Source organism: Litorivita pollutaquae, assembly GCF_003205515.1.
GTDB lineage: Bacteria > Pseudomonadota > Alphaproteobacteria > Rhodobacterales > Rhodobacteraceae > Litorivita > Litorivita pollutaquae.
In genome coordinates this window covers 111,132-130,198 of the sequence record NZ_KZ826481.1, presented here as the reverse complement: position 1 = coordinate 130,198, position 19,067 = coordinate 111,132, and the positions used below count along the sequence as shown (strand labels likewise).

The 19,067-nt window shown below is 59.5% G+C and carries 18 protein-coding genes; 10 read left to right on the top strand and 8 right to left on the bottom strand.

Annotated features, from left to right (window positions below; translation table 11 throughout):
• Positions 1 to 55: 55 nt before the first annotated feature.
• The 9 genes from DI396_RS00600 (at position 56) to DI396_RS00560 (ending at position 8,073) form a co-directional block, all read left to right on the top strand.
• Positions 56 to 988 (top strand): lysophospholipid acyltransferase family protein, encoded by a 933-nt coding sequence (locus tag DI396_RS00600; RefSeq protein ID WP_110794238.1) that lies wholly within the window; start codon positions 56 to 58, stop codon positions 986 to 988.
• Positions 969 to 1,781, top strand: coding sequence for a glutamate racemase (locus tag DI396_RS00595; protein ID WP_110794237.1), 813 nt, complete (start codon positions 969 to 971; stop codon positions 1,779 to 1,781). Before DI396_RS00600 ends, DI396_RS00595 begins: the two co-directional genes overlap by 20 nt.
• A 63-nt stretch (positions 1,782 to 1,844) precedes the next feature.
• On the top strand, positions 1,845 to 2,873 hold the full coding sequence (gene argC / locus DI396_RS00590; RefSeq protein ID WP_110794236.1) for an N-acetyl-gamma-glutamyl-phosphate reductase: 1,029 nt from the start codon (positions 1,845 to 1,847) through the stop codon (positions 2,871 to 2,873).
• Positions 2,874 to 2,900: 27 nt separating this feature from the next.
• Positions 2,901 to 3,347, top strand: a complete 447-nt coding sequence (gene ccmE / locus DI396_RS00585; protein WP_110794235.1) for a cytochrome c maturation protein CcmE — start codon at positions 2,901 to 2,903, stop codon at positions 3,345 to 3,347.
• A gap of 111 nt (positions 3,348 to 3,458) precedes the next feature.
• Positions 3,459 to 4,082 carry a holin-associated N-acetylmuramidase gene (locus tag DI396_RS00580; protein ID WP_110794234.1) on the top strand — a complete coding sequence of 208 codons (624 nt, stop codon included), beginning with the start codon at positions 3,459 to 3,461 and terminating at the stop codon, positions 4,080 to 4,082.
• Positions 4,073 to 4,654: a holin family protein gene (locus tag DI396_RS00575; protein WP_110794233.1), complete on the top strand. Its 582-nt coding sequence runs from the start codon at positions 4,073 to 4,075 to the stop codon at positions 4,652 to 4,654. The genes DI396_RS00580 and DI396_RS00575 overlap by 10 nt, the downstream gene beginning before the upstream one ends.
• Positions 4,655 to 4,781: 127 nt before the next feature.
• On the top strand, positions 4,782 to 6,755 hold the full coding sequence (locus DI396_RS00570) for a heme lyase CcmF/NrfE family subunit (protein ID WP_110794232.1): 1,974 nt from the start codon (positions 4,782 to 4,784) through the stop codon (positions 6,753 to 6,755).
• On the top strand, positions 6,752 to 7,225 hold the full coding sequence (locus DI396_RS00565; protein WP_110794231.1) for a cytochrome c-type biogenesis protein: 474 nt from the start codon (positions 6,752 to 6,754) through the stop codon (positions 7,223 to 7,225). The genes DI396_RS00570 and DI396_RS00565 overlap by 4 nt, the downstream gene beginning before the upstream one ends.
• A gap of 71 nt (positions 7,226 to 7,296) precedes the next feature.
• A complete protein-coding gene (locus DI396_RS00560; RefSeq protein WP_110794230.1) occupies positions 7,297 to 8,073 on the top strand; it encodes an enoyl-CoA hydratase-related protein in 777 nt (258 codons plus the stop codon).
• 379 nt (positions 8,074 to 8,452) lie between these two features.
• Here the strand turns inward: DI396_RS00560 and DI396_RS00550 are convergent, their stop codons facing one another.
• The 3 genes from DI396_RS00550 to gltX form a co-directional block, all read right to left on the bottom strand.
• On the bottom strand, positions 8,453 to 9,280 hold the full coding sequence (locus DI396_RS00550; protein ID WP_110794228.1) for a calcium-binding protein: 828 nt from the start codon (positions 9,278 to 9,280) through the stop codon (positions 8,453 to 8,455).
• Between the two features lie 277 nt (positions 9,281 to 9,557).
• A complete protein-coding gene (gene gltA / locus DI396_RS00545) occupies positions 9,558 to 10,853 on the bottom strand; it encodes a citrate synthase (protein ID WP_110794227.1) in 1,296 nt (431 codons plus the stop codon).
• Positions 10,854 to 10,927: 74 nt separating this feature from the next.
• Positions 10,928 to 12,376 (bottom strand): glutamate--tRNA ligase, encoded by a 1,449-nt coding sequence (gene gltX / locus DI396_RS00540; RefSeq protein ID WP_110794226.1) that lies wholly within the window; start codon positions 12,374 to 12,376, stop codon positions 10,928 to 10,930.
• A gap of 84 nt (positions 12,377 to 12,460) precedes the next feature.
• Between gltX and DI396_RS00535 the strand changes: the two genes are divergently transcribed.
• Positions 12,461 to 14,716 (top strand): ComEC/Rec2 family competence protein, encoded by a 2,256-nt coding sequence (locus DI396_RS00535; RefSeq protein WP_110794225.1) that lies wholly within the window; start codon positions 12,461 to 12,463, stop codon positions 14,714 to 14,716.
• Positions 14,717 to 14,738: 22 nt separating this feature from the next.
• On the opposite strand, the gene lexA is transcribed toward DI396_RS00535, so the two are convergent.
• The 5 genes from lexA to trpC all read right to left on the bottom strand — a co-directional run bounded on the left by lexA (position 14,739) and on the right by trpC (position 18,964).
• Positions 14,739 to 15,437, bottom strand: a complete 699-nt coding sequence (gene lexA, locus DI396_RS00530; RefSeq protein WP_110794224.1) for a transcriptional repressor LexA — start codon at positions 15,435 to 15,437, stop codon at positions 14,739 to 14,741.
• Positions 15,438 to 15,571: 134 nt separating this feature from the next.
• Entirely contained in the window at positions 15,572 to 16,747 is a 1,176-nt protein-coding gene (locus tag DI396_RS00525) for a molybdopterin molybdotransferase MoeA (protein WP_110794223.1), read from the bottom strand.
• Complete coding sequence (locus DI396_RS00520) at positions 16,744 to 17,643, bottom strand: GIY-YIG nuclease family protein (RefSeq protein ID WP_110794222.1); 900 nt, start codon at positions 17,641 to 17,643, stop codon at positions 16,744 to 16,746. The genes DI396_RS00525 and DI396_RS00520 overlap by 4 nt, the downstream gene beginning before the upstream one ends.
• The gene (gene moaC / locus DI396_RS00515; RefSeq protein ID WP_110794785.1) at positions 17,640 to 18,131 is read right to left on the bottom strand and encodes a cyclic pyranopterin monophosphate synthase MoaC; all 492 of its coding nucleotides are present in this window, start codon (positions 18,129 to 18,131) and stop codon (positions 17,640 to 17,642) included. Before moaC ends, DI396_RS00520 begins: the two co-directional genes overlap by 4 nt.
• A 17-nt stretch (positions 18,132 to 18,148) precedes the next feature.
• Positions 18,149 to 18,964 (bottom strand): indole-3-glycerol phosphate synthase TrpC, encoded by an 816-nt coding sequence (trpC, locus tag DI396_RS00510; RefSeq protein WP_110794221.1) that lies wholly within the window; start codon positions 18,962 to 18,964, stop codon positions 18,149 to 18,151.
• Positions 18,965 to 19,067 lie beyond the last annotated feature (103 nt).

Sequence of the window (19,067 nt, the reverse complement as noted above, 5' to 3'; positions counted from 1 at the left end):
GGGAGGAGGCGCAATCCTCCTTCCCTTGGGGCGCGCCAAAGCCTAGAACCGCGCCATGAATCGTCATGTCGCCCGTGATATCTCCTACGCCCATAGCGCGGAAACGCGCGGTGGCCGTGCCGTCATTCGCGCGATGGAGGCGGCTTCAGGGCGCTTTGGATTGATTCGCCGCGCGGCGGGATATGACATTGATGTCGCGGCTGGTGCCTGCTTTTGGACGGTAATGAAAGAGCGCTACGGTGTCTCGCTCGAGGTGATCGGCGGCAGCCTTGATAACTTGCCGAAAACCGGTCCCTTGATCACCGTTTCAAACCATCCTTATGGCATCCTCGACGGGTTGATGTTGGGGCATTTGTTGGCCACACGGCGTGGTGATTTCCGTATCCTGGCCAATGCGGTGTTTCGCAAGGCGCGCGATCTCGACCGCGTCATCTTGCCGATCCGTTTTGACGACAATCGCGCGGCTTTGGCGCAAAATATCTCCACTCGGGCCGAAGCCCTGCGGTATTTGGGGCAGGGCGGTGCGATCGGCGTCTTTCCCGGTGGCACCGTGTCGACCGCCGCGCGCCCTTTTGGGGTGCCGATGGATCCGCTGTGGCGCAGTTTTACCGCCAAGATGATCGCAAAATCCGACGCCGCCGTGGTGCCGGTTTACTTTGACGGTCATACCTCGCGCCTTTTTCAGATTGCCAGCCATCTGCATCCGTCCTTGCGTATGGGGCTTTTGATCCGTGAATTTCGCACCCGTGTCGATGGACCGCTGCGCGTAGTGATCGGAAAACCTCTGCCGCGCAAGGAATTGGTGGCGCGGCGTGCCAACGGCAAAGCAATGATGGATTTCTTGCGCAGATCGACGTATGAGCTGTCGCCAGAGCCATATGCCAATTTTGACTATGGCCATGAATTCGAAGCGAAACACCGCGCGCCGAAACCCTCGGCAGAGCGGGTTTGGAACAGGCGGGGCAGCAATGGCCGTAGGCGTTTTTGACAGTGGTTTGGGCGGTTTGACCGTTCTGGATGCGGCGGCCAAACGGTTGCCCGATGTGCCGTTTGTTTATTTCGGCGACAGTGCTCATGCCCCCTATGGTGTGCGCACGCCCGATGATATTTTCAACCTGACGACGGCTGCGGTGGAACGGATGTGGGATGCGGGGTGTGATCTGGTGATCCTTGCCTGCAACACCGCCAGCGCCGCCGCCCTGCGCCGGATGCAGGAAAGCTGGGTGCCCTCTGACAAACGGGTGCTTGGCGTGTTTGTGCCGCTGATCGAGGCCCTGACCGAACGCAAATGGGGCGACAATTCCCCGCCCCGCGAGGTCGCCGTGGGCAATGTAGCGTTGTTTGCCACCCCGGCCACGGTTGCGAGCCGCGCGTTTCAACGCGAATTGGCGTTTCGTGCCATTGGCGTCGATGTCGAAGGACAGGCCTGCGGCGGTTTGGTGGATGCAATCGAGGACGGCGATATCATTCTCGCCGAAGCCTTGGTGCGCAGCCACGTTGATGCGCTCAAACGCAAATTGCCGAACCCGCAAGCCGCGATCCTTGGCTGCACGCATTATCCGTTGATGCAAGACGCCTTCCAAGAGGCGCTCGGTCCCGAGGTGACGGTTTATTCACAGGCTGATCTTGTTGCCGAAAGCCTTGCGGATTATCTTGATCGGCACCCCAAGATGATCGGCGCGGGGCAGGACAACCTATTCCTGACCACAGGTGATCCACGCAAAGTGTCGAGCCAAGCCACGCAGATATTGCGACGAAAAGTCGAATTTCAAACCGCTTGATCTTGTGAAATACTTCCCGCAACGCGGCATTGCGCCCTGCGGCCCTTTGAGAAAGAGGTCACCATGACCCATAAAATCGCCATTCTGGGCGCGTCCGGTTATACCGGCGCCGAATTGGTCCGGTTGATCGCCACGCATCCGACAATGGAGGTGGCCGCGTTGGCCGCCAATTCCAAAGCAGGGATGAAAATGTCGGATGTCTACCCGCATCTGCGTCATTTGAACCTGCCGGATCTGGTGACGATCGAGGAGATTGATTTCTCTGCGATTGACCTGTGTTTTTGCGCCTTGCCGCATAAAACCTCGCAAGAGGTGATCCGCACATTGCCCGAGACCTTGAAGATCGTCGATCTTTCGGCGGACTTCCGGTTGCGCGATCCGGCGGCGTATAAAAAGTGGTATGGCAATGATCATGCGGCGCCTGAAATGCAACAAGAGGCGGTTTATGGCCTGACCGAGTTTTACCGCGAGGACATCAAATCCGCGCGTTTGGTGGCGGGCACGGGATGCAATGCTGCCACCGGGCAATTCATCTTGCGGCCCTTGATCGGTGCTGGTGTGATTGATCTCGACGAAATCATCTTGGATCTCAAAGTCGGGGCATCGGGCGCCGGACGCTCGGCCAAGGAATTGCTGCTTACCGCCGAAATGACTGAAAACGCCACCGCCTATTCGGTTGGCGGCACCCATCGGCATTTGGGCGAATTTGATCAGGAGTTTTCCCTGATTGCGGGCCGCCCCGTCGAGGTGCAATTCACCCCGCATTTAATCCCCGCCAGCCGCGGCATCCTCGCCACCGGCTATGTCAAAGGCGATGCGCAGGCGGTGCAGGATGCTTTGGTCGCCGCCTATGCGGACGAGCCGTTCATCCATGTTTTGCCGCTCGGACAGGTGCCTGCGATGAAGGACGTGCGGGCGACGAATCTGTGCTATATCGGGGTTGTGGCGGACCGCCGGCCGGGGCGCGCGATTGTCGTCGGTACGCTCGACAATCTGTGCAAAGGCTCCTCGGGCCAAGCCATGCAAAATGCCAATCTGATGCTCGGCGAGGACGAAACGGCAGGGCTGATGCTCGCGCCGGTCTATCCGTGAGCCGAGCCGGAGATTTAGGAGAACACCATGAAGGGTCTCAAGAAAAAACGCCGCGGGCAGGTCTTGATCATCACCACTCTGGCTTTGCTCTTGGCCACGGGGCTTATCGGCTATGCGATGAGAGACGGTATAAATTTCTTTCGCTCCCCCAGTGAAGTGATCGCCGAGCCGCCGCAACCGCGTGAGGTTTTTCGCATCGGCGGACTTGTCGAAGAGGGCACCTTGGAGCGGGGCCAAGGCGAGGTGATCCGGTTCAATGTGACCGATGGCGGCGCGTCGATCCCCGTCACGTTTCGCGGGGTGCTGCCCGATCTTTTTGCCGAGAACCAAGGCATGATCGGCACCGGAAACTACATCAATGGAATCTTTGAAGCCACTGAAATCCTTGCTAAACATGATGAGGATTACATGCCCAAAGAGGTCGTGGATGCGTTGAAAGATCAAGGCGTCTACCAAGAACCGAACGGCAGCTGAACAGTTAAGCCGCCGGTGCCACACCTCTGCGCGCGCGCCCTGATGGGGCGGCGTTAACCATTTTGTCCGAGCCTTCGATCAGGAATTTCCCTGACACGAAAGGCACGCAAGATGGCCCCTGTCGAGCAGACTGTCGCGCAGATTGCAAAAGAAATTGTCGCCCGTGAAGGCGGCTTTGTGAACGATCCCGATGACCCGGGCGGCGCGACCAAATATGGCGTGACGATCCACACGATGCGGCGGCTGGGATTGGATTTAACCGGTGATGGTGTGGTTTCGGTGGCCGATGTGCGGGCGATGACCCGCGCCCGCGCCGAGCAGATTTTCGTAGATCATTATTTCCACCGTCCGCGCATCGATGCCCTGCCTGTGTCGATTCAGGCCAGCGTATTCGACATGTATGTCAACGCCGGCAGTAATGCGGTGCGAATCCTGCAACAGCTCTTGCGGCAAATGGGGCAGCAGGTTTCGGTCGACGGGGTGATCGGCCCTCAAACGATCCGTGCGGCCAAAATCGCGCAGGCTCAAGCACCGCAGCATCTGGCCGATGCTTATGGGATTGCGCGGCGCAATTATTATTTCCGCCTTGCCGACCACCGCGCCGCAAGCCGCAAATATGTGATCACGCGGGCAGGGGGTAAAGGCGGGTGGATTCGCCGCGCCGAAGACTTCATCGCCCCGCGCTATCATCTTTCACCTGCAGAATTTCAGGAGCGCGTGGCATCATGGGGTTGATTGGACGTATGTTTGAGGGGCTGTTCGGCGGGGGGCGTAATGTCATTCGTGAAACCGCCGGTGTCTTCGTCGAGAACCGCGAGGCCGCCGCACGGCGCGAGGCCGAGTTACAAGGGACTGTCTTGCGACAGTTCGGCGCGGAATTTTCCGGTGCGGGCGCAAGCCGGTTTGACCGGTTGATGGATGCGCTTAACCGCTTGCCGCGCCCGATGTTGGCGCTTGGCACTCTGGGGCTGTTTGTCTCTGCTATGGTTGATCCGATCTGGTTCGCCAGCCGGATGCAGGGGGTCGCTTTGGTGCCGGAGCCACTTTGGTGGCTGTTGGGTGCCATCGTGTCGTTTTATTTCGGGGCTCGATATCAGGTAAAAGGGCAGCAGTTCCAACGCTCAATCGCCGCAACAACGGCTATGGCACCAGTTGTGATGGAGAACCTCTCCACCCTCGGACAAATGTCAGAGATCCGTCCGGGCGCGGGTGACACCGGCGCTGATGCAACGGTCTCAATGGCGGTGATTACAACAGACGAGAACGCCGCATTGGACGCGTGGCAGAAGGATCTTGCAGGTCCATAGCGGCCATAGCCTTGCGCGACCGGCCCTCTCCCGTGGCCGGCAGGCCCCCCGCACCCGCGACAATGTGATCCGCCCCGCGTTGCGAATGTGATTGGCGCGGGGGGCTGCGGCGGCGTATAAGCGGGCCATGATTACAGAACTTGGCCACTTCGCCCTTATCCTCGCATTTCTCACCGCGCTCTTTGGCGCGATCGTTCCGCTGATTGGCGCGCATAAACGGTGGCAAGGTTGGATGGCGATGTCCGAACCTGCCGCGATCGCGCAGTTCCTTTTAACACTGGCCGCGTTCGCCGCACTGACCCATGCCTTTGTGACCTCCGATTTCAGCCTGCGCTTGGTGGTCCTCAATTCGCATTCGGCCAAACCGCTGCTCTATAAATTCAGCGGTGTTTGGGGCAACCATGAAGGTTCAATGTTGTTGTGGGTGTTGATTGTGACGGCCTTTGGTGCGGCGGCGGCGGTGTTTGGCGGCAATCTGCCGCCGACCTTGCGCGCGCGGGTTCTCGCCGTGCAAAGCCTCATTGCCGCTGCATTCTTTGCCTTTTCTTTATTCACATCAAATCCGTTCCTGCGGCTGGTCACGCCGCCCTTTGACGGTCAGGATCTCAACCCGCTGCTGCAAGATCCCGGCCTCGCCTTCCATCCGCCGTTTCTCTACCTTGGCTATGTCGGGCTTTCGATGACGTTTTCCTTTGCCGTCGCCGCCTTGATCGAAGGGCGCGTGGATGCGGCATGGGGGCGTTGGGTGCGGCCGTGGACCTTGGCGGCCTGGATTTTCCTGACCATCGGGATCGGGCTTGGTTCTTGGTGGGCCTATTATGAATTGGGCTGGGGCGGGTTCTGGTTTTGGGATCCGGTAGAAAACGCCTCATTCATGCCATGGCTTATCGCGGCTGCACTGCTGCATTCGGCCATCGTTGTCGAGAAACGTGAAAGCCTGAAAAGCTGGACGATCTTATTGGCGATCATTGCCTTTGGCTTCTCGCTGATCGGGGCCTTTATCACGCGCTCGGGCGTGATCACTTCGGTGCATGCCTTTGCCTCGGATCCCGAACGCGGTGTGTTCTTGTTGTTGATCCTTGCGGGATTCATGGGCGGGGCACTGACCTTATTTGCCGCCCGTGCCGGCACGATGGAGGCCAAAGGTGTCTTTGCCATGGTCAGCCGCGAAAGCGCGCTATTGCTCAACAATATCTTGCTCGGCGTGGCGGCCTTTGTGGTCTTTGTTGGCACGATTTGGCCCTTGGTTTCTGAGTTGATGTTTGACCGCAAACTGTCGGTAGGGGCGCCGTTTTTCAACACGTCCTTCACGCCTTTCATGGTGGTGTTGGGATTGATTTTGCCTATCGGGGCGATGTTGCCTTGGAAACGGGCGCGGATCGGCAAAGCCTTGCGTAGCTTGCGGGGGGCGTTTGTTTTGGCTCTGGCGGTGGGCGCATTGGCCTTTGCGTTGCAGACAGGTCGCTCGGCTGTGGGGCCGGTGGGATTGTTCCTTGGCGCCTGGCTGGTCTCTGGTGCGGCCGTCGATCTTTTGTCGCGCACGGGGCGGGGCGGATTTGCTGAGCGTTTGCGCCGGATGCTGCGCCTGCCGCGTGCCGATTGGGGCAAGGCAGTGGCGCATGCGGGGCTTGGCATTGTGATCACCGGCATCGCCGGATTGACTGCATGGGAAGCCGAAGACATCCGTGTTGTACAAACCGGAGAACCTTTTTCAATTGCGGGCTATGATCTGGTGCTCAATGGTGTCGAAAGCGTGCAGGGGCCGAACTATCGCTCGACCATGGGGGATTTCACCCTGTCCAAAAACGGCCGGGTGATTTCCACGCTGCACCCCGAAAAACGCATCTATCCGGTGGCGAAAATGCCCACCACAGAGGCGGCGATTGACGGGGGATTTTTACGCGACATCTATGTGGTGATCGGCGATCCGCAAGAGGGCGGTGGCTGGGCCGTGCGCAGCTATTACAAACCCTTGGCCAATTGGATTTGGGGCGGTGCCATCTTGATGGCCTTTGGCGGGGCGCTCAGCCTGAGCGACAGGCGATTCCGTGTCGCCGCAGGGGCGCGCAGGGCCACGGCCACGGGGGTGCCTGCCGAATGATCCGTTTCATACGCATAATGTTGCTTGCGGCGCTGCCGCTTTTGGCGATGGCGCCGGTGGCGCAAGCGGTGCAGCCTGATGAAATCCTGTCCGATCCCGCCTTGGAGGCCCGTGCCCGCGAGATTTCCAAGGGGCTTCGGTGCCTTGTCTGCCGCAATGAAAGCATCGACGACAGCAACGCCGAATTGGCCCGTGATCTGCGTCTTTTGGTGCGCGAACGGTTGGTGGCGGGGGACAGCAACGCCGAAGCGGTGGATTTCATCGTCGGGCGCTACGGCGAATATGTGCTGCTCAACCCGACCGCCACGGGCAGCAATTGGCTTTTGTGGCAAGCCGGTCCCCTGATGCTTTTGCTGGCCTTGGGCATGGGTGGTTTTTATCTGCGCGCGCGGGCCCGGGCGCCAGAGAGCGAAACCGCCGGATTGAGCGCGGAAGAGGATGCGCGGTTGCGCGAGATTATGGACGAGTGACGCCTCGTTGCGCTTTCCTTGTCTGCGGGGATGTTGTTGGATGACCGCAACATACTACGCGAGGGATAGCCATGGAATTCGAGACTCTTAAATATGATGTGACGGATGCGGTTGCAGTGATCCGTTTTGCGCGCCCCGATACGATGAATGCGATGACGTCGCAAATGCGCGCCGAGATTACCGCTGCGGTGACGATGGGCGGCAAAGAGGCGCGGGCCTTGGTGATCACTGGAACGGGACCGGCGTTTTGCTCGGGGCAGGATCTATCCGACGTCGGAGATGCCGCCTCGATTGATTTTGAACGCACCCTGCGCGAAGAATATTTGCCGATGCTCAAGGCGATCACCGATTGTCCGATTCCGACGATTGCGGCGGTCAATGGCGTGGCGGCCGGGGCGGGGGCCAACCTAGCGCTTTCGGCAGATGTGGTGATCGCAACCCAAAGCGCCTATTTTCTCCAAGCCTTTAGCCGCATCGGCCTTATTCCTGATGCAGGTGGCACCTATTGGTTGCCGCGGTCGATGGGCATGCCCAAAGCCATGGGCGCGGCCTTGTTCGCGGAACCGATCAGCGCGCAGCAAGCCTCGGATTGGGGAATGATTTGGGAAGCCGTGGACGACGTGGCCTTCGAAGAGCATTGGATGAAACGTGCCAGAACGCTGGCGGCGGGGCCGACCCTCGCCTATGGGCATATCAAAGCTTCGATTCGCGGCACATGGGACAACACATTGGACGCGCAATTGGCCGACGAAGGCCGCCGGCAAGGCACTTGTAGTATGACGCATGATTTCAAAGAAGGCGTTGTTGCCTTTTTTGAAAAGCGCCCCGCGAAATATCAGGGCCGTTAAGCGCGTCCTTCCCCGAGTGATGCCATGCCAAGAGCGCCGCCTGAAATCGGGCGGCGGTCTAGCTTAAAGGAAGGGGCTTTTAAGCCCCATGTTTGTGCATTGGGTCTGGGCGGTGCTCATGAGGCACAACCGATGCCAAGGGCTGCGATGACACCGCCATGGGGGACAGCGGGGCAAAAGCGCGCGCCGCTGGCCGGTCTGATGCAGCGTAGTTGTGCCCACCAAAATCCAAGGGGCAAGATTTATCGCCCGTGGCGCGGCCAGCTCACCGCCGCCGCGCGCGCCCGCGTCATTGGGCAGCGCTGAGCCACAAGGGGCGAAAAAGCGGGCAGGGCGATATTCCATCACAGCGCCCGCCCCATATGTCATGCAGGGGGATTTACGGACGCGCGTCAAAACCGGCGAAGACGATATCGCTGGCGCTGAGGGTGGTGAAATCCACCCCTTCAAGGAAGGCCACCAAAGCGCCGTCGACGCGCACTTCGGTGCCGCCATCGTCGCCCTCGGCCAAGGTCACGTCGCTGGCATCGCCCCAAACCACGAGAATATCCTCATCCTTGTCGTAATCGGTGACAGTGACATATCCGTCCTCGACCGCGTCATCGGGCATGAAGATGCCGAAGGCATCTGCGCCTGCGCCACCGGTCACCGTGTCATTTGCACCGGCCACGACCGCATCATCCCCGCGGCCCAATTTGATCACGTCACCGTCGTTCGAATCCGGATCCCGTGCAAAATCCGCGCCGGTGAAATGCGCGCCGATCAGCGCGTCAAAGGTGGCGCTGTCATCGGCAAGATAGCTGTCGGTTTCCTCTTCGGTGAACCCGTCGGCCATGGCGGCGGAATAGACCGTATCCTCGCCCGCACCGGCAACAATCGTATCGGCACCCTCCACATCATAAATGAAGTCCGCCCCGTCACCGCCGCGCAGGGAATCGTCGCCCTCGCCGCCGATGATCGTGTCGTTACCCTCTTCGGCATAGACGGTATCGTCGCCAGCAAAGGTCCAGATCTCATCGTTGCCGCTTTTGGCGATCACCTCGTCATTGACCTCTGATCCGGTCAGTTCGTCATCGCCGTCGGTGCCGACGATGGTGTCCTCTTCGGGGTCGGAGTCTGCGGTGTCATCATCGTCATCAAACACGCCGAACGCGGCAAGAAGACCCGCAGTAATCACCCACGGACCAAGATAAAGCAGAGCAAGCATAAGAACCCCCAAAAAGAAAAATGTGTTAATATTTTGTTAATATAATGGCGCGGGGGGAGACCACAAAGCGAAGATTGGAAGGAGGGCTATAAGTGCGAGGCAATCATAGGTAATCGCCGGTATTGTCCGCAGAAAGGCGACAATCGGATAAAGGCTGCGGTGATGGGTGAGGATGCGACGGGCGATTTCGCCTATCTTTCAACCGCCCAACAAAAAGCGCGCCCAAACCGGTGGCTTGGGCGCGCATGATTCGCGGGAGGCAAACGCATCAGCGCGTTTAGCGGTCTTCAACCTCGACGTAATTGCGTTGGGTTTCGCCTGTGTAAAGCTGGCGCGGACGACCGATTTTCATTGTCGGATCCGAGATCATTTCTTTCCACTGCGAAATCCAACCCACGGTGCGCGACAGCGCAAAAATCGGGGTGAACATCGAGGTTGGGAAACCCATGGCCTCGAGAATGATGCCGGAATAGAAATCGACATTCGGGAACAATTTCTTATCCGCGAAGTAGGGATCGTTCAGGGCCTGTTTCTCAAGCTCTTTGGCGACCTGCAAAATCGGGTTGTCCTCAACGCCCAAAAGGTCAAGCACCTCATCGGCCGATTGCTTCATCACGGTCGCACGCGGGTCGAAGTTTTTGTAAACGCGGTGACCAAATCCCATCAAACGGAAGGGGTCGTCTTTGTCTTTGGCGCGGGCGATGAATTCGGGAATGCGATCCACGGTGCCGATTTCTTGCAGCATTTCGAGGCAAGCCTGGTTCGCGCCGCCATGCGCCGGTCCCCAAAGACATGCAATGCCGGCTGCGATCGAGGCAAAGGGGTTTGCGCCCGAGGACGATGCCAAACGCACGGTCGAGGTCGAGGCGTTTTGTTCGTGATCGGCATGCAGCGTAAAGATACGGTCCATCGCGCGGCTGAGGATCGGGTTCACCTCATATTCTTGCGCCGGAACCGCAAAGCACATGCGCAGGAAATTGGAGGCGTAATCCAGATCATTGCGCGGATATACGAAGGGTTGACCGATGGTATATTTGAACGCCATGGCGGCAATCGTCGGCATTTTGGCGATCATGCGGATCGAGGCAACTTCGCGCTGCCATGGGTCGGAAATATCGGTGCTGTCGTGATAAAACGCGGACATCGCGCCAACAACGCCGACCATGATGGCCATCGGATGCGCATCGCGGCGGAAGCCGGAATAGAATTTATGCATTTGCTCATGCACCATCGTGTGATGGGTCACGCGCGATTCGAAATCTTCCAATTGGGCTGCCGTGGGCAATTCGCCGTAGAGCAGCAGGTAGCAGACTTCGAGGTAGTGGGATTTTTCGGCCAATTGGTCGATCGGATAGCCACGGTGCAACAATTCGCCTTTGCCGCCATCGATAAAGGTGATGGTGCTGTCACAGGACGCGGTCGAAGTGAAGCCGGGATCGTAGGTGAACACATCCGCCTCGGCGTAGAGCTTGCGGATGTCAATGACATCGGGGCCCGCAGTGGGGGAGAAGATCGGAAGCTCGTAGCTTTTCCCATCAATAGTCAGCGTTGCTGATTTCGTCGATTCTGCCATTATTATTCCCTTCCTGTAAGACCTGACGCGCGGACCGCAATCAGGTTCGTAAGTCATGGCGCCTATAGAGGAGGTTAACCCTGCTCTTTCTCGGACGCCATTCTGGCTGCATCGTCCAGACGGGCAAGGCTTTCCTCGCGTTCCAGAACCAGCATCATATCGAACACACTTGGTGTTGCGGCCCGTCCGGCAAGCGCGGCCCGCATCGGGCCGGCAAGCTTACCAAACTTGATCTCGCGGGCTTCGCAAAACCCGTTCAGCGCCGCTTCAAGATCGTCACGGGACCAGCTAACATTTTGCAGATGCGGCGTCAATTCTCTCAGTATACCACGGGATACTGAATCGAGGTTTTTCGCGGCTTTCTCTTCGGGCTGAATGGGCCGATCTGCCATTATAAATGCGGCCTTATCAATCAGTTCCGGGAATGTCTTGGCCCGTGCCTTGAGGCAGTACATCCCCGCAAGCCAGAGCTGTTTTTTTGCGGTGCTCAAAGAAGGGGCCCCTGTTGCGTGCAAAAACGCTTCAAGCTCATGCAGCAGTGCAGCATCATCCGCCGCCGCGATCTGTTGCCCACAGATATTTTCCAGCTTTTTGAAGTCCAGACGCGCCGGAGATTTGCCAATCCCATCAAGATCGAACCATGCGAGGGCCTGCGCATCAGTGAAGAATTCATCATCGCCGTGGCTCCACCCGAGGCGGGCCAGATAATTGCGCATACCCGCGGCGGGATACCCCATCGCCTGATATTCATGTGCACCGAGCGCGCCGTGGCGCTTGCTCAATTTTTTACCGTCCGGTCCGTGGATCAACGGAATATGCGCATAGGTCGGCAGATCCCATCCCATGGCCTTGTAAATCCCCATTTGCCGCGCCGCATTGTTGAGATGGTCATCGCCCCGGATCACATGTGTCACGCCCATATCATAATCATCGACCACCACCGCCAACATATACACAGGGCTGCCATCAGAACGTAACAACACCATGTCATCCAACTGGTCATTTCGGATCGTGACATCGCCTTGGACCTCGTCGCGGATCACAGTTGTGCCGCTTGTTTCGGTCTTGAGCCGGATCACATAGGGGGCATCGGGATGGGTTGCGGCATCGGCATCGCGCCACGGGCTCTGGAATAGGGTGGATTTCCCCTCGTCCCGCGCCGCTTCGCGAAAGGTTTCGATCTCTTCTTGAGTGGAGAAACATTTATATGCCGAGCCTTTGTCGAGTAATTCCAAGGCCACGGCGCGGTGCCGGTCGGCGCGGTCAAACTGGCTGATCACCTCGCCGTCATGGTCAAGCCCGAGCCACGCCAGACCTTGCAAAATCGCATCCGTGGCTTCGGGTGTCGATCGGGCGCGGTCGGTGTCTTCAATCCTGAGCAGGAACTTACCACCACGCCCGCGCGCATAAAGCCAGTTGAACAACGCGGTACGGGCGCCACCAATATGCAAATACCCTGTCGGAGAAGGCGCAAAGCGGGTGACAACGGGGGCGTGAGCGAGAGGGGCATCGGATGTGGACACAGGAGGTTAACCTTTCGGTAATCTAAGGAGCAATAGCTTTGCCGCATATCTATCGGCCCGCTGCGAGGAGAACAAGCGCCCCGCGTGCCCGCGCGCCGTTGGCCAAAGGGGAGAAAGCGGCTGCGTTTTGCCGGGATCATAGACGAGGCCATTGCCCGCCAACGCGGGGCACTGTTCGGCTGGGTTCCGGTCTGTTTTGCGCTCGGGATCGGCGGGTATTTCCTCTTTGCGCGCGAACCGGCGGTCGGGCACTATTTGCTGGCGCTGTCGGCGGTGGCTGTAGGTGCTTTGGGGGCGACCGTCCAATACCGGCACAACGCGCGCAGCGGTCAAGGCGCGGCGGTCGGCGTGCTTTGCATGGCGATGGCATTGGGTGCGGCGGGGTTTTGCTCCGCAGGCCTACGCGCGCATGTAGTGGCATCACCGGTGATGGATTGGCGGTACTACGGCCCGATTGAAGGGAAAATCTCTGACATCGACAGATCCAGTAGCGGCGCCATGCGCCTGACGCTCGGGCAGGCAGTGTTGCGTAATCTGCCACCGGATCGCACGCCGGCGCGGATTCGCGTGACGTTGCACGGTCCAGCGCCGCAATTCGCGCCAAAGGTCGGCCAGACGATTTTAACGACCGGTCATCTTTCTGCCGCTCCCGGGCCGACCGAGCCAGAGGGATTCGATTTCCGGCGCCACGCGTGGTTTCGCAGCTTGGGCGCAGTGGGGTATACCCGCAACCCCGTGGTTTTATTGGCACCGTCTGAGGGGTGGCAAAATGTGACGGCACTGCGTCTGGCGATCTCCGCGCGGGTGCGGGCGCGGCTGCCCGGAGAGGCGGGCGGATTTGCAGCCGCAATTATGACCGGTGACCGTGCCGCCATGCCCGAACCAACCCTGACCGATCTGCGGCGCTCCAATCTGGCGCATCTCTTGGCGATTTCCGGTCTGCATATGGGGCTTTTGGCGGGGGTGCTCTTGGGGGCGGCGCGATTGGGGCTTTGTCTCGTGCCATGGCTGGCGCTGCGTCTGCCGGTGAAAAAATGCGCGGCGGTGATCGCATTAACCGGGGCGGCGGGGTATTTGGCCTTATCGGGGGGAAATATTGCGACCGATCGCGCCTTTGTCATGGTTGCCGTGGCTTTGGTTGCGGTGATGGTCGAGCGCCGTGCGCTGTCGTTGCGCGCGGTGGCTTTGGCGGCTCTGGTGATCCTAATACTGCGCCCCGAAGGATTGACCGAACCGGGGTTTCAAATGTCATTTGCCGCGACGACTGCCCTGGTTGCGGTTTTTGCTGCCCTGCGTGGCAGGGCAGGGGCTGTGCCGCGATGGGTCTCGGTGCCGGTGGCGGTGTTCATCTCTTCTGCCGTGGCCGGACTGGCGACCGCGCCATTTTCTGCGGCGCATTTCAACCAGGTCTCGTATTTCGGTTTGCTGGCGAATTTGGTTTCTGTGCCGTTGATGGGGGCCGTGGTGATGCCGGCTGCTGTGGCGGCGGCGGCGTTGATGCCCTTCGGGTTGGAGGCCCCTGCGCTTTGGGTCATGGGGCTTGGCCTGCGCTGGATCCTCATGGTGGCGCATTGGGTGGCCGGATTGGACGGCGCGGTTGGGCAGATCGCCGCGCCCCCTGCCGCAGTCTTACCGTTGCTGGCGCTTGGCGGGCTGTTCGTCGTGCTCTGGCAGGGGCGGGCGCGTGTTATGGGAATTGTGCCGATGCTGGTTGCCTTGGCGATCTGGAACATGGCGGCGCGTCCGGCGGTGTTGATTGCCCGCGACGGGGCATTGGTCGGGGTCATGACGGCGCAGGGCCGCGCCCTCAGCCGTGATCAAGTGGCTGGATTTACCGCACAAAACTGGCTTGAGAATGACGGCGATGTACAGGATCAGCAAGCGGCCGCCGCACGTTGGCAAGGGCAAGAGTTCGGCGGCGCGCTGCAGGTCGCGGGGCTGCGCATTCGTCATCTGCGCGGTAAGGCGCAAGTGACCGGTTTTACCGGATGCGGGGCGGGCGAGATTGTGGTGATGAACCGGAACCCCGAGCGCGCGTTGCCGGTGCCCACCGCAGCCCGGCCGCCAATGTCACCTGCGGCTCAACCGCCCAAGCCCGCCGCGCTATTGATGTCGCTGACGGCGGGCACCTTGTTCACGGCGCAAAGCCCTTGTTTGATCCTGACGCCAAAGATGTTGTCAGCCAGCGGCGCAGTGGCGTTTTATCAAAATGAGGCGGGGTTGAGAATGCTCACCGCCGGATCCCGGATCGGTGCGCGTTTATGGCGCCCGCCGCCGCCTAAGGTCGCGCCACGTCACCAAAAAGGAAAAACCGCGCGGACTGCCCGCCTTGAGCCATAGTCGCGCAGGCGCAAGCGGCCTCTCAATATGTGCGGATCAATCCGACAAGACGGCCCTGCACATCGATTTTATCCGAAGGGAATACGCGGGTTTCATAGGCAGGGTTTGCCGCCTCCAGAGCGATGGCATTGCCCTTGCGGTAAAACCGTTTGAGCGTTGCTTCGGCCCCTTCGATCAAGGCCACGACGATATCACCATCTGCGGCGACTTTGGTTTCGCGGATCACCACGACATCGCCGTCATTGATGCCCGCGTCGATCATCGAATCGCCGTGAACCTCAAGCGCATAATGATCCGACGCACCCGAAATCATCCCCGCAGGCACGGCCACGCGGTGCGAGACTTCGGAAATGGCCTCGATCGGCACACCGGCCGCGATACGCCCCATCACCGGCAATTCCATCGCATATACCGCTTCGAGCGTTTGCGCATCCGAAGGGCGCGGCCCGTTGGGTCGGTCGCCTTCGATCACTTGCGGGGTAAAACCGGCGGGCGCACCGCCAAGGCTTTCGGGCAGTTTCACAATCTCGATTGCCCGCGCCCGGTGGGCCAAACGCCGGATGAACCCGCGTTCTTCCAGCGCTGTAATAAGCCGGTGAATGCCCGATTTCGAGCGCAGATCAAGCGCCTCTTTCATTTCGTCAAAGCTGGGCGGGACGCCGTCGCGTTGCAGCCGTTTTTGGATAAACTCCAGTAGATCGAGCTGTTTCTTCGTCAGCATCTGCACATCCTCATCATAAAATCGCCTGTGTTTTGCGGTTCGTTCTACCCTTGTTCTCTTTTTGTGTCAACTTTTGTTCACATACATTAAGAGCGGAACGGTTTTGACCGGTGCCAAAGTTGAGAGCAGGGCGATCACAGGGGGATGTAATCCACATGCGTTCCGGCCGGCAATGCGGGCGAATTCGGGGGCTGGACCAAAAGCGCATTGGCTTCGGCCAACACACCCAACAGGGCGCTGTCTTGGCGGTTGAAGGGGGTAATCTCGTCGCCGTCGACTTTCGCGCGCAGGTAATGTTCGCGCGGTCCTCCGGCGGGCATATCGGCGGCCAAACGGGCGCGGCGGCGCGGCGCCGGTGCCGGCGGCAACCCCATCATCACCCGCACCATCGGCGCCAAGAACACCGTGCCGCAAACCATCGCCGACACCGGATTTCCCGGCAGGCCAAGCATCAAAGCGCCATCCGCCATCCGCCCCGCCATCAATGGTTTTCCGGGGCGCATCGCCACCTTGTAAAAACTTTGTTCCATGCCAAGCGAGGCCGCAACCGTGCCGACGATATCATGATCACCAACCGAAGCGCCGCCCACCGTCACAACCAGATCCGCACCTTTGGCCAGATCGAAACACATTTCCAAAGATGCCGGGGTGTCCTGTGCAATCGGCAAAAGCCGCGGCATCGCGCCAAGGTCTTGCAACATCGCATAAAGACCGAATGTGTTGGACGCGATGATTTGGTCCGGTCCGGGCGTTTCGCCGGGCATCACCAATTCATCGCCGGTGGAAATCAACGCCACATCGGGGCGGCGCATCACCGGCACCTCGGCGATATTCATCGACGCCATCAACGCCACATCCGCAGGACCAATCCGCCGGGGGGCCTTGATCACATCGCCCGCTTTGAAATCCCCGCCGGCGGCGCGGATATTGTCGCCGCTGCCGATATCGCCGGTGAGGGTGATCTCGTTGGAAATGCGCATCACGTCTTCTTGCAAAATCACCCGTGTCGCGCCTTCGGGCACGGGGGCGCCGGTGAAAATCCGCACCGCTTCGCCGGATCGCACATCGCCGCGCCACCCGTGTCCGGCGGCCGATTCGCCGATCACCTTGAATGTCGCATCCGGCACGGCCTCTTCCTTGATCACCGCATAGCCATCCATTGCCGATGCGGCAAAGGGCGGCTGCGTGCGCGTCGCCGTCACATCATTGGCCAATACCCGACCATTGGCCGCGCGCAGAGGCACAATGTCATGGCCAAGCGGTTTGGCGAGAGCAAAAAGCAGATCGAGCGCTTCGGGGACGGATATCATTGCAGGGCCTCGGTTTCTCCTAAAGTGTCCTCTTCCCATTTGGCATAGGTTTTTTGGGTGCCCATCAATTTCCATTCCGTTCGGCCATTGGCGGAGCGGCCCACAACGACTTCTGCCGCTTGGCTCGGGCTTGAGAAGGCATAGTCTTTGATGATCCGCCCCGTTTTTTCTGACACGGAAATGATACCGCTCTCAATAAGTTCGTTTAAGAGGTGTTGGGATTTTAGCGGGGTCTTGTTCTTTCCGCGCCAGACACGGGCGACGATCGATCCGGCTTGCACCACCATTTCGCCCTCAACCAATTGCGCCGTTGCATGATACCCCATCTTTTCGGAGCGCAGCTCGAAAACCGGCTCGGTGCCCGCAGGCGCGCGCATTGGTTTCGTGACCCGCGTTTTGTCCAAAAACAGATCCACCCGAATGGCGGGCAACACCATTTGCAAGGTATCCAGATAGGATTCCATATTGGCGCGATCTGCTTCGGTCAGACTGCTGCGCGGCGGAATATTGGCATTCTCCAACGCCGAGGCATTGACCTTTTTGGCGATCTCGACAAGCCGCGATTCAAGGTATTTCACATGCGCCTTATGCAGGTTGTCCGCCGCCGATGTGATCAAAACCGCCGTCTCCCACCAATCCTTTTTCGCCGCATGATCGCGCAGCCGCGCGGCCAATTCTTCGGCCTCGCCGATATAAGCCATCGGTGCGCCGTCTTTTTCGCCGATCAACACATAAACGCCGGTGTGCTGCGCCTCGCGCCGCGCCAAGGTCTCGCGCAACTGCGTGCGCGGGCTGCGCAACACATGGCCGGTCCAATTGAACACTTCGGCGGTTAGCATCCCGTCGGGCCGCCCGTCGATAAAAAATAGCTGAAGCGACCGGCCCTTTGTGCTCATGATGCCTCGAACCGTCCCGATTTGCCGCCGTCCTTGAGCAATACGCGAATGCCGCCAATCACCATTTCTTTGTCCACGGCCTTCGCCATGTCATAAACCGTGAGCGCCGCCGTGCTGACGGCGGTTAAGGCTTCCATCTCAACGCCGGTCTGACCGGTGGTCTTGACCGTGGCTTCGATGCGCACGCCCGGCAGGGCAGGGTCCAAAGACAGCTCTACCGCCACTTTGGTCACCGGCAAGGGATGGCAAAGCGGGATCAATGTCGGCGTCAATTTCGCCCCCATGATCCCGGCCAATCGCGCCACACCCAAAACATCGCCCTTCTTGGCGCGGCCGTCTTTGATGATCTCGAATGTGCCCTGCGCCATGGTGACATGGCCGGTCGCCACCGCCACCCGCGCGGTCACCGGCTTGTCCGATACATCGACCATATGGGCATCGCCCTTACCGTCAAAATGGGTCAGCCCGCTGGCATGGGTGTCGGTCATGGCCTGATCGCTTTCCGTCACATCATACCCGACGGGCTAAGCGGATTGGCGAGCAGATTGCGCGTGGCCATCTCGACATCCTCTTGCCGCATCAAGCTTTCGCCGATGAGGAATGCGCGGGCGCCATACATGGCCATGTCCGACAAATCCTCTGGGCCCGACAATCCGCTTTCACAGACGATCATCCGCTCCGCAGGCACCAATTTTGAAAGGGTCCGCGTGGTGTCCAAAGAGGTCTCGAATGTGTTCAGGTTCCGGTTGTTGATCCCGATCAACCGCGAAGACAACCGGCTGGCCCGTTCCAACTCTTCGGCATTATGCACCTCCAAAAGCGCATCCATGCCCCAAGTGGTCGCCGCATCTTCCAACTCTTGGGCCTGCGCATCCGATACGCTGGCCATGATGATCAAAATACAATCGGCACCAAGCGCCCGCGCCTCGGCCACTTGATAGGTGTCATACATGAAATCCTTGCGCAAAACCGGCAAATCACATGCCTCGCGCGCTGCGACCAAATACTCTTTTGCGCCCTGAAAGCTCGGCGTATCGGTCAAAACCGACAGGCACGCCGCCCCCCCGGCCGCATAGGCCGCTGCAATCGCGGCCGGATCAAAATCCGCCCGGATCAACCCCTTCGAGGGCGAGGCTTTCTTCACCTCGGCAATCAATCCGTATCCGGTGCGGGAGGCCTCAAACAGCCGGTCGGAAAATCCGCGCACCGGCGATGCGCCCTGCGCCTCGGCTTCGATGGCTTCCAACGGCTTTGCGGCTTTGTCCGCCGCCACTTCCTCAAGCTTATAGGCTTTGATCTTATCAAGAATTGTCTGTGTCATGTTCAAGACCTAGCGCGCAGCGCCCGCAAAGGAAAGCCCGACCTTCGCCTTTGATGGCGATAAAAGGGCCGTGCTGATCTGTGTCGTGCCGCGCTTTCTATTT

Coding starts and splice junctions, on each gene's coding strand:
- DI396_RS00600 (WP_110794238.1), top strand. CDS start 56: ATGAATCGTCATGTCGCCCGTGATATCTCCTACGCCCATAGCGCGGAA.
- DI396_RS00595 (WP_110794237.1), top strand. CDS start 969: ATGGCCGTAGGCGTTTTTGACAGTGGTTTGGGCGGTTTGACCGTTCTG.
- argC (WP_110794236.1), top strand. CDS start 1,845: ATGACCCATAAAATCGCCATTCTGGGCGCGTCCGGTTATACCGGCGCC.
- ccmE (WP_110794235.1), top strand. CDS start 2,901: ATGAAGGGTCTCAAGAAAAAACGCCGCGGGCAGGTCTTGATCATCACC.
- DI396_RS00580 (WP_110794234.1), top strand. CDS start 3,459: ATGGCCCCTGTCGAGCAGACTGTCGCGCAGATTGCAAAAGAAATTGTC.
- DI396_RS00575 (WP_110794233.1), top strand. CDS start 4,073: ATGGGGTTGATTGGACGTATGTTTGAGGGGCTGTTCGGCGGGGGGCGT.
- DI396_RS00570 (WP_110794232.1), top strand. CDS start 4,782: ATGATTACAGAACTTGGCCACTTCGCCCTTATCCTCGCATTTCTCACC.
- DI396_RS00565 (WP_110794231.1), top strand. CDS start 6,752: ATGATCCGTTTCATACGCATAATGTTGCTTGCGGCGCTGCCGCTTTTG.
- DI396_RS00560 (WP_110794230.1), top strand. CDS start 7,297: ATGGAATTCGAGACTCTTAAATATGATGTGACGGATGCGGTTGCAGTG.
- DI396_RS00550 (WP_110794228.1), bottom strand. CDS start 9,280: ATGCTTGCTCTGCTTTATCTTGGTCCGTGGGTGATTACTGCGGGTCTT.
- gltA (WP_110794227.1), bottom strand. CDS start 10,853: ATGGCAGAATCGACGAAATCAGCAACGCTGACTATTGATGGGAAAAGC.
- lexA (WP_110794224.1), bottom strand. CDS start 15,437: ATGCTGACGAAGAAACAGCTCGATCTACTGGAGTTTATCCAAAAACGG.
- DI396_RS00525 (WP_110794223.1), bottom strand. CDS start 16,747: ATGATATCCGTCCCCGAAGCGCTCGATCTGCTTTTTGCTCTCGCCAAA.
- DI396_RS00520 (WP_110794222.1), bottom strand. CDS start 17,643: ATGAGCACAAAGGGCCGGTCGCTTCAGCTATTTTTTATCGACGGGCGG.
- moaC (WP_110794785.1), bottom strand. CDS start 18,131: ATGACCGACACCCATGCCAGCGGGCTGACCCATTTTGACGGTAAGGGC.
- trpC (WP_110794221.1), bottom strand. CDS start 18,964: ATGACACAGACAATTCTTGATAAGATCAAAGCCTATAAGCTTGAGGAA.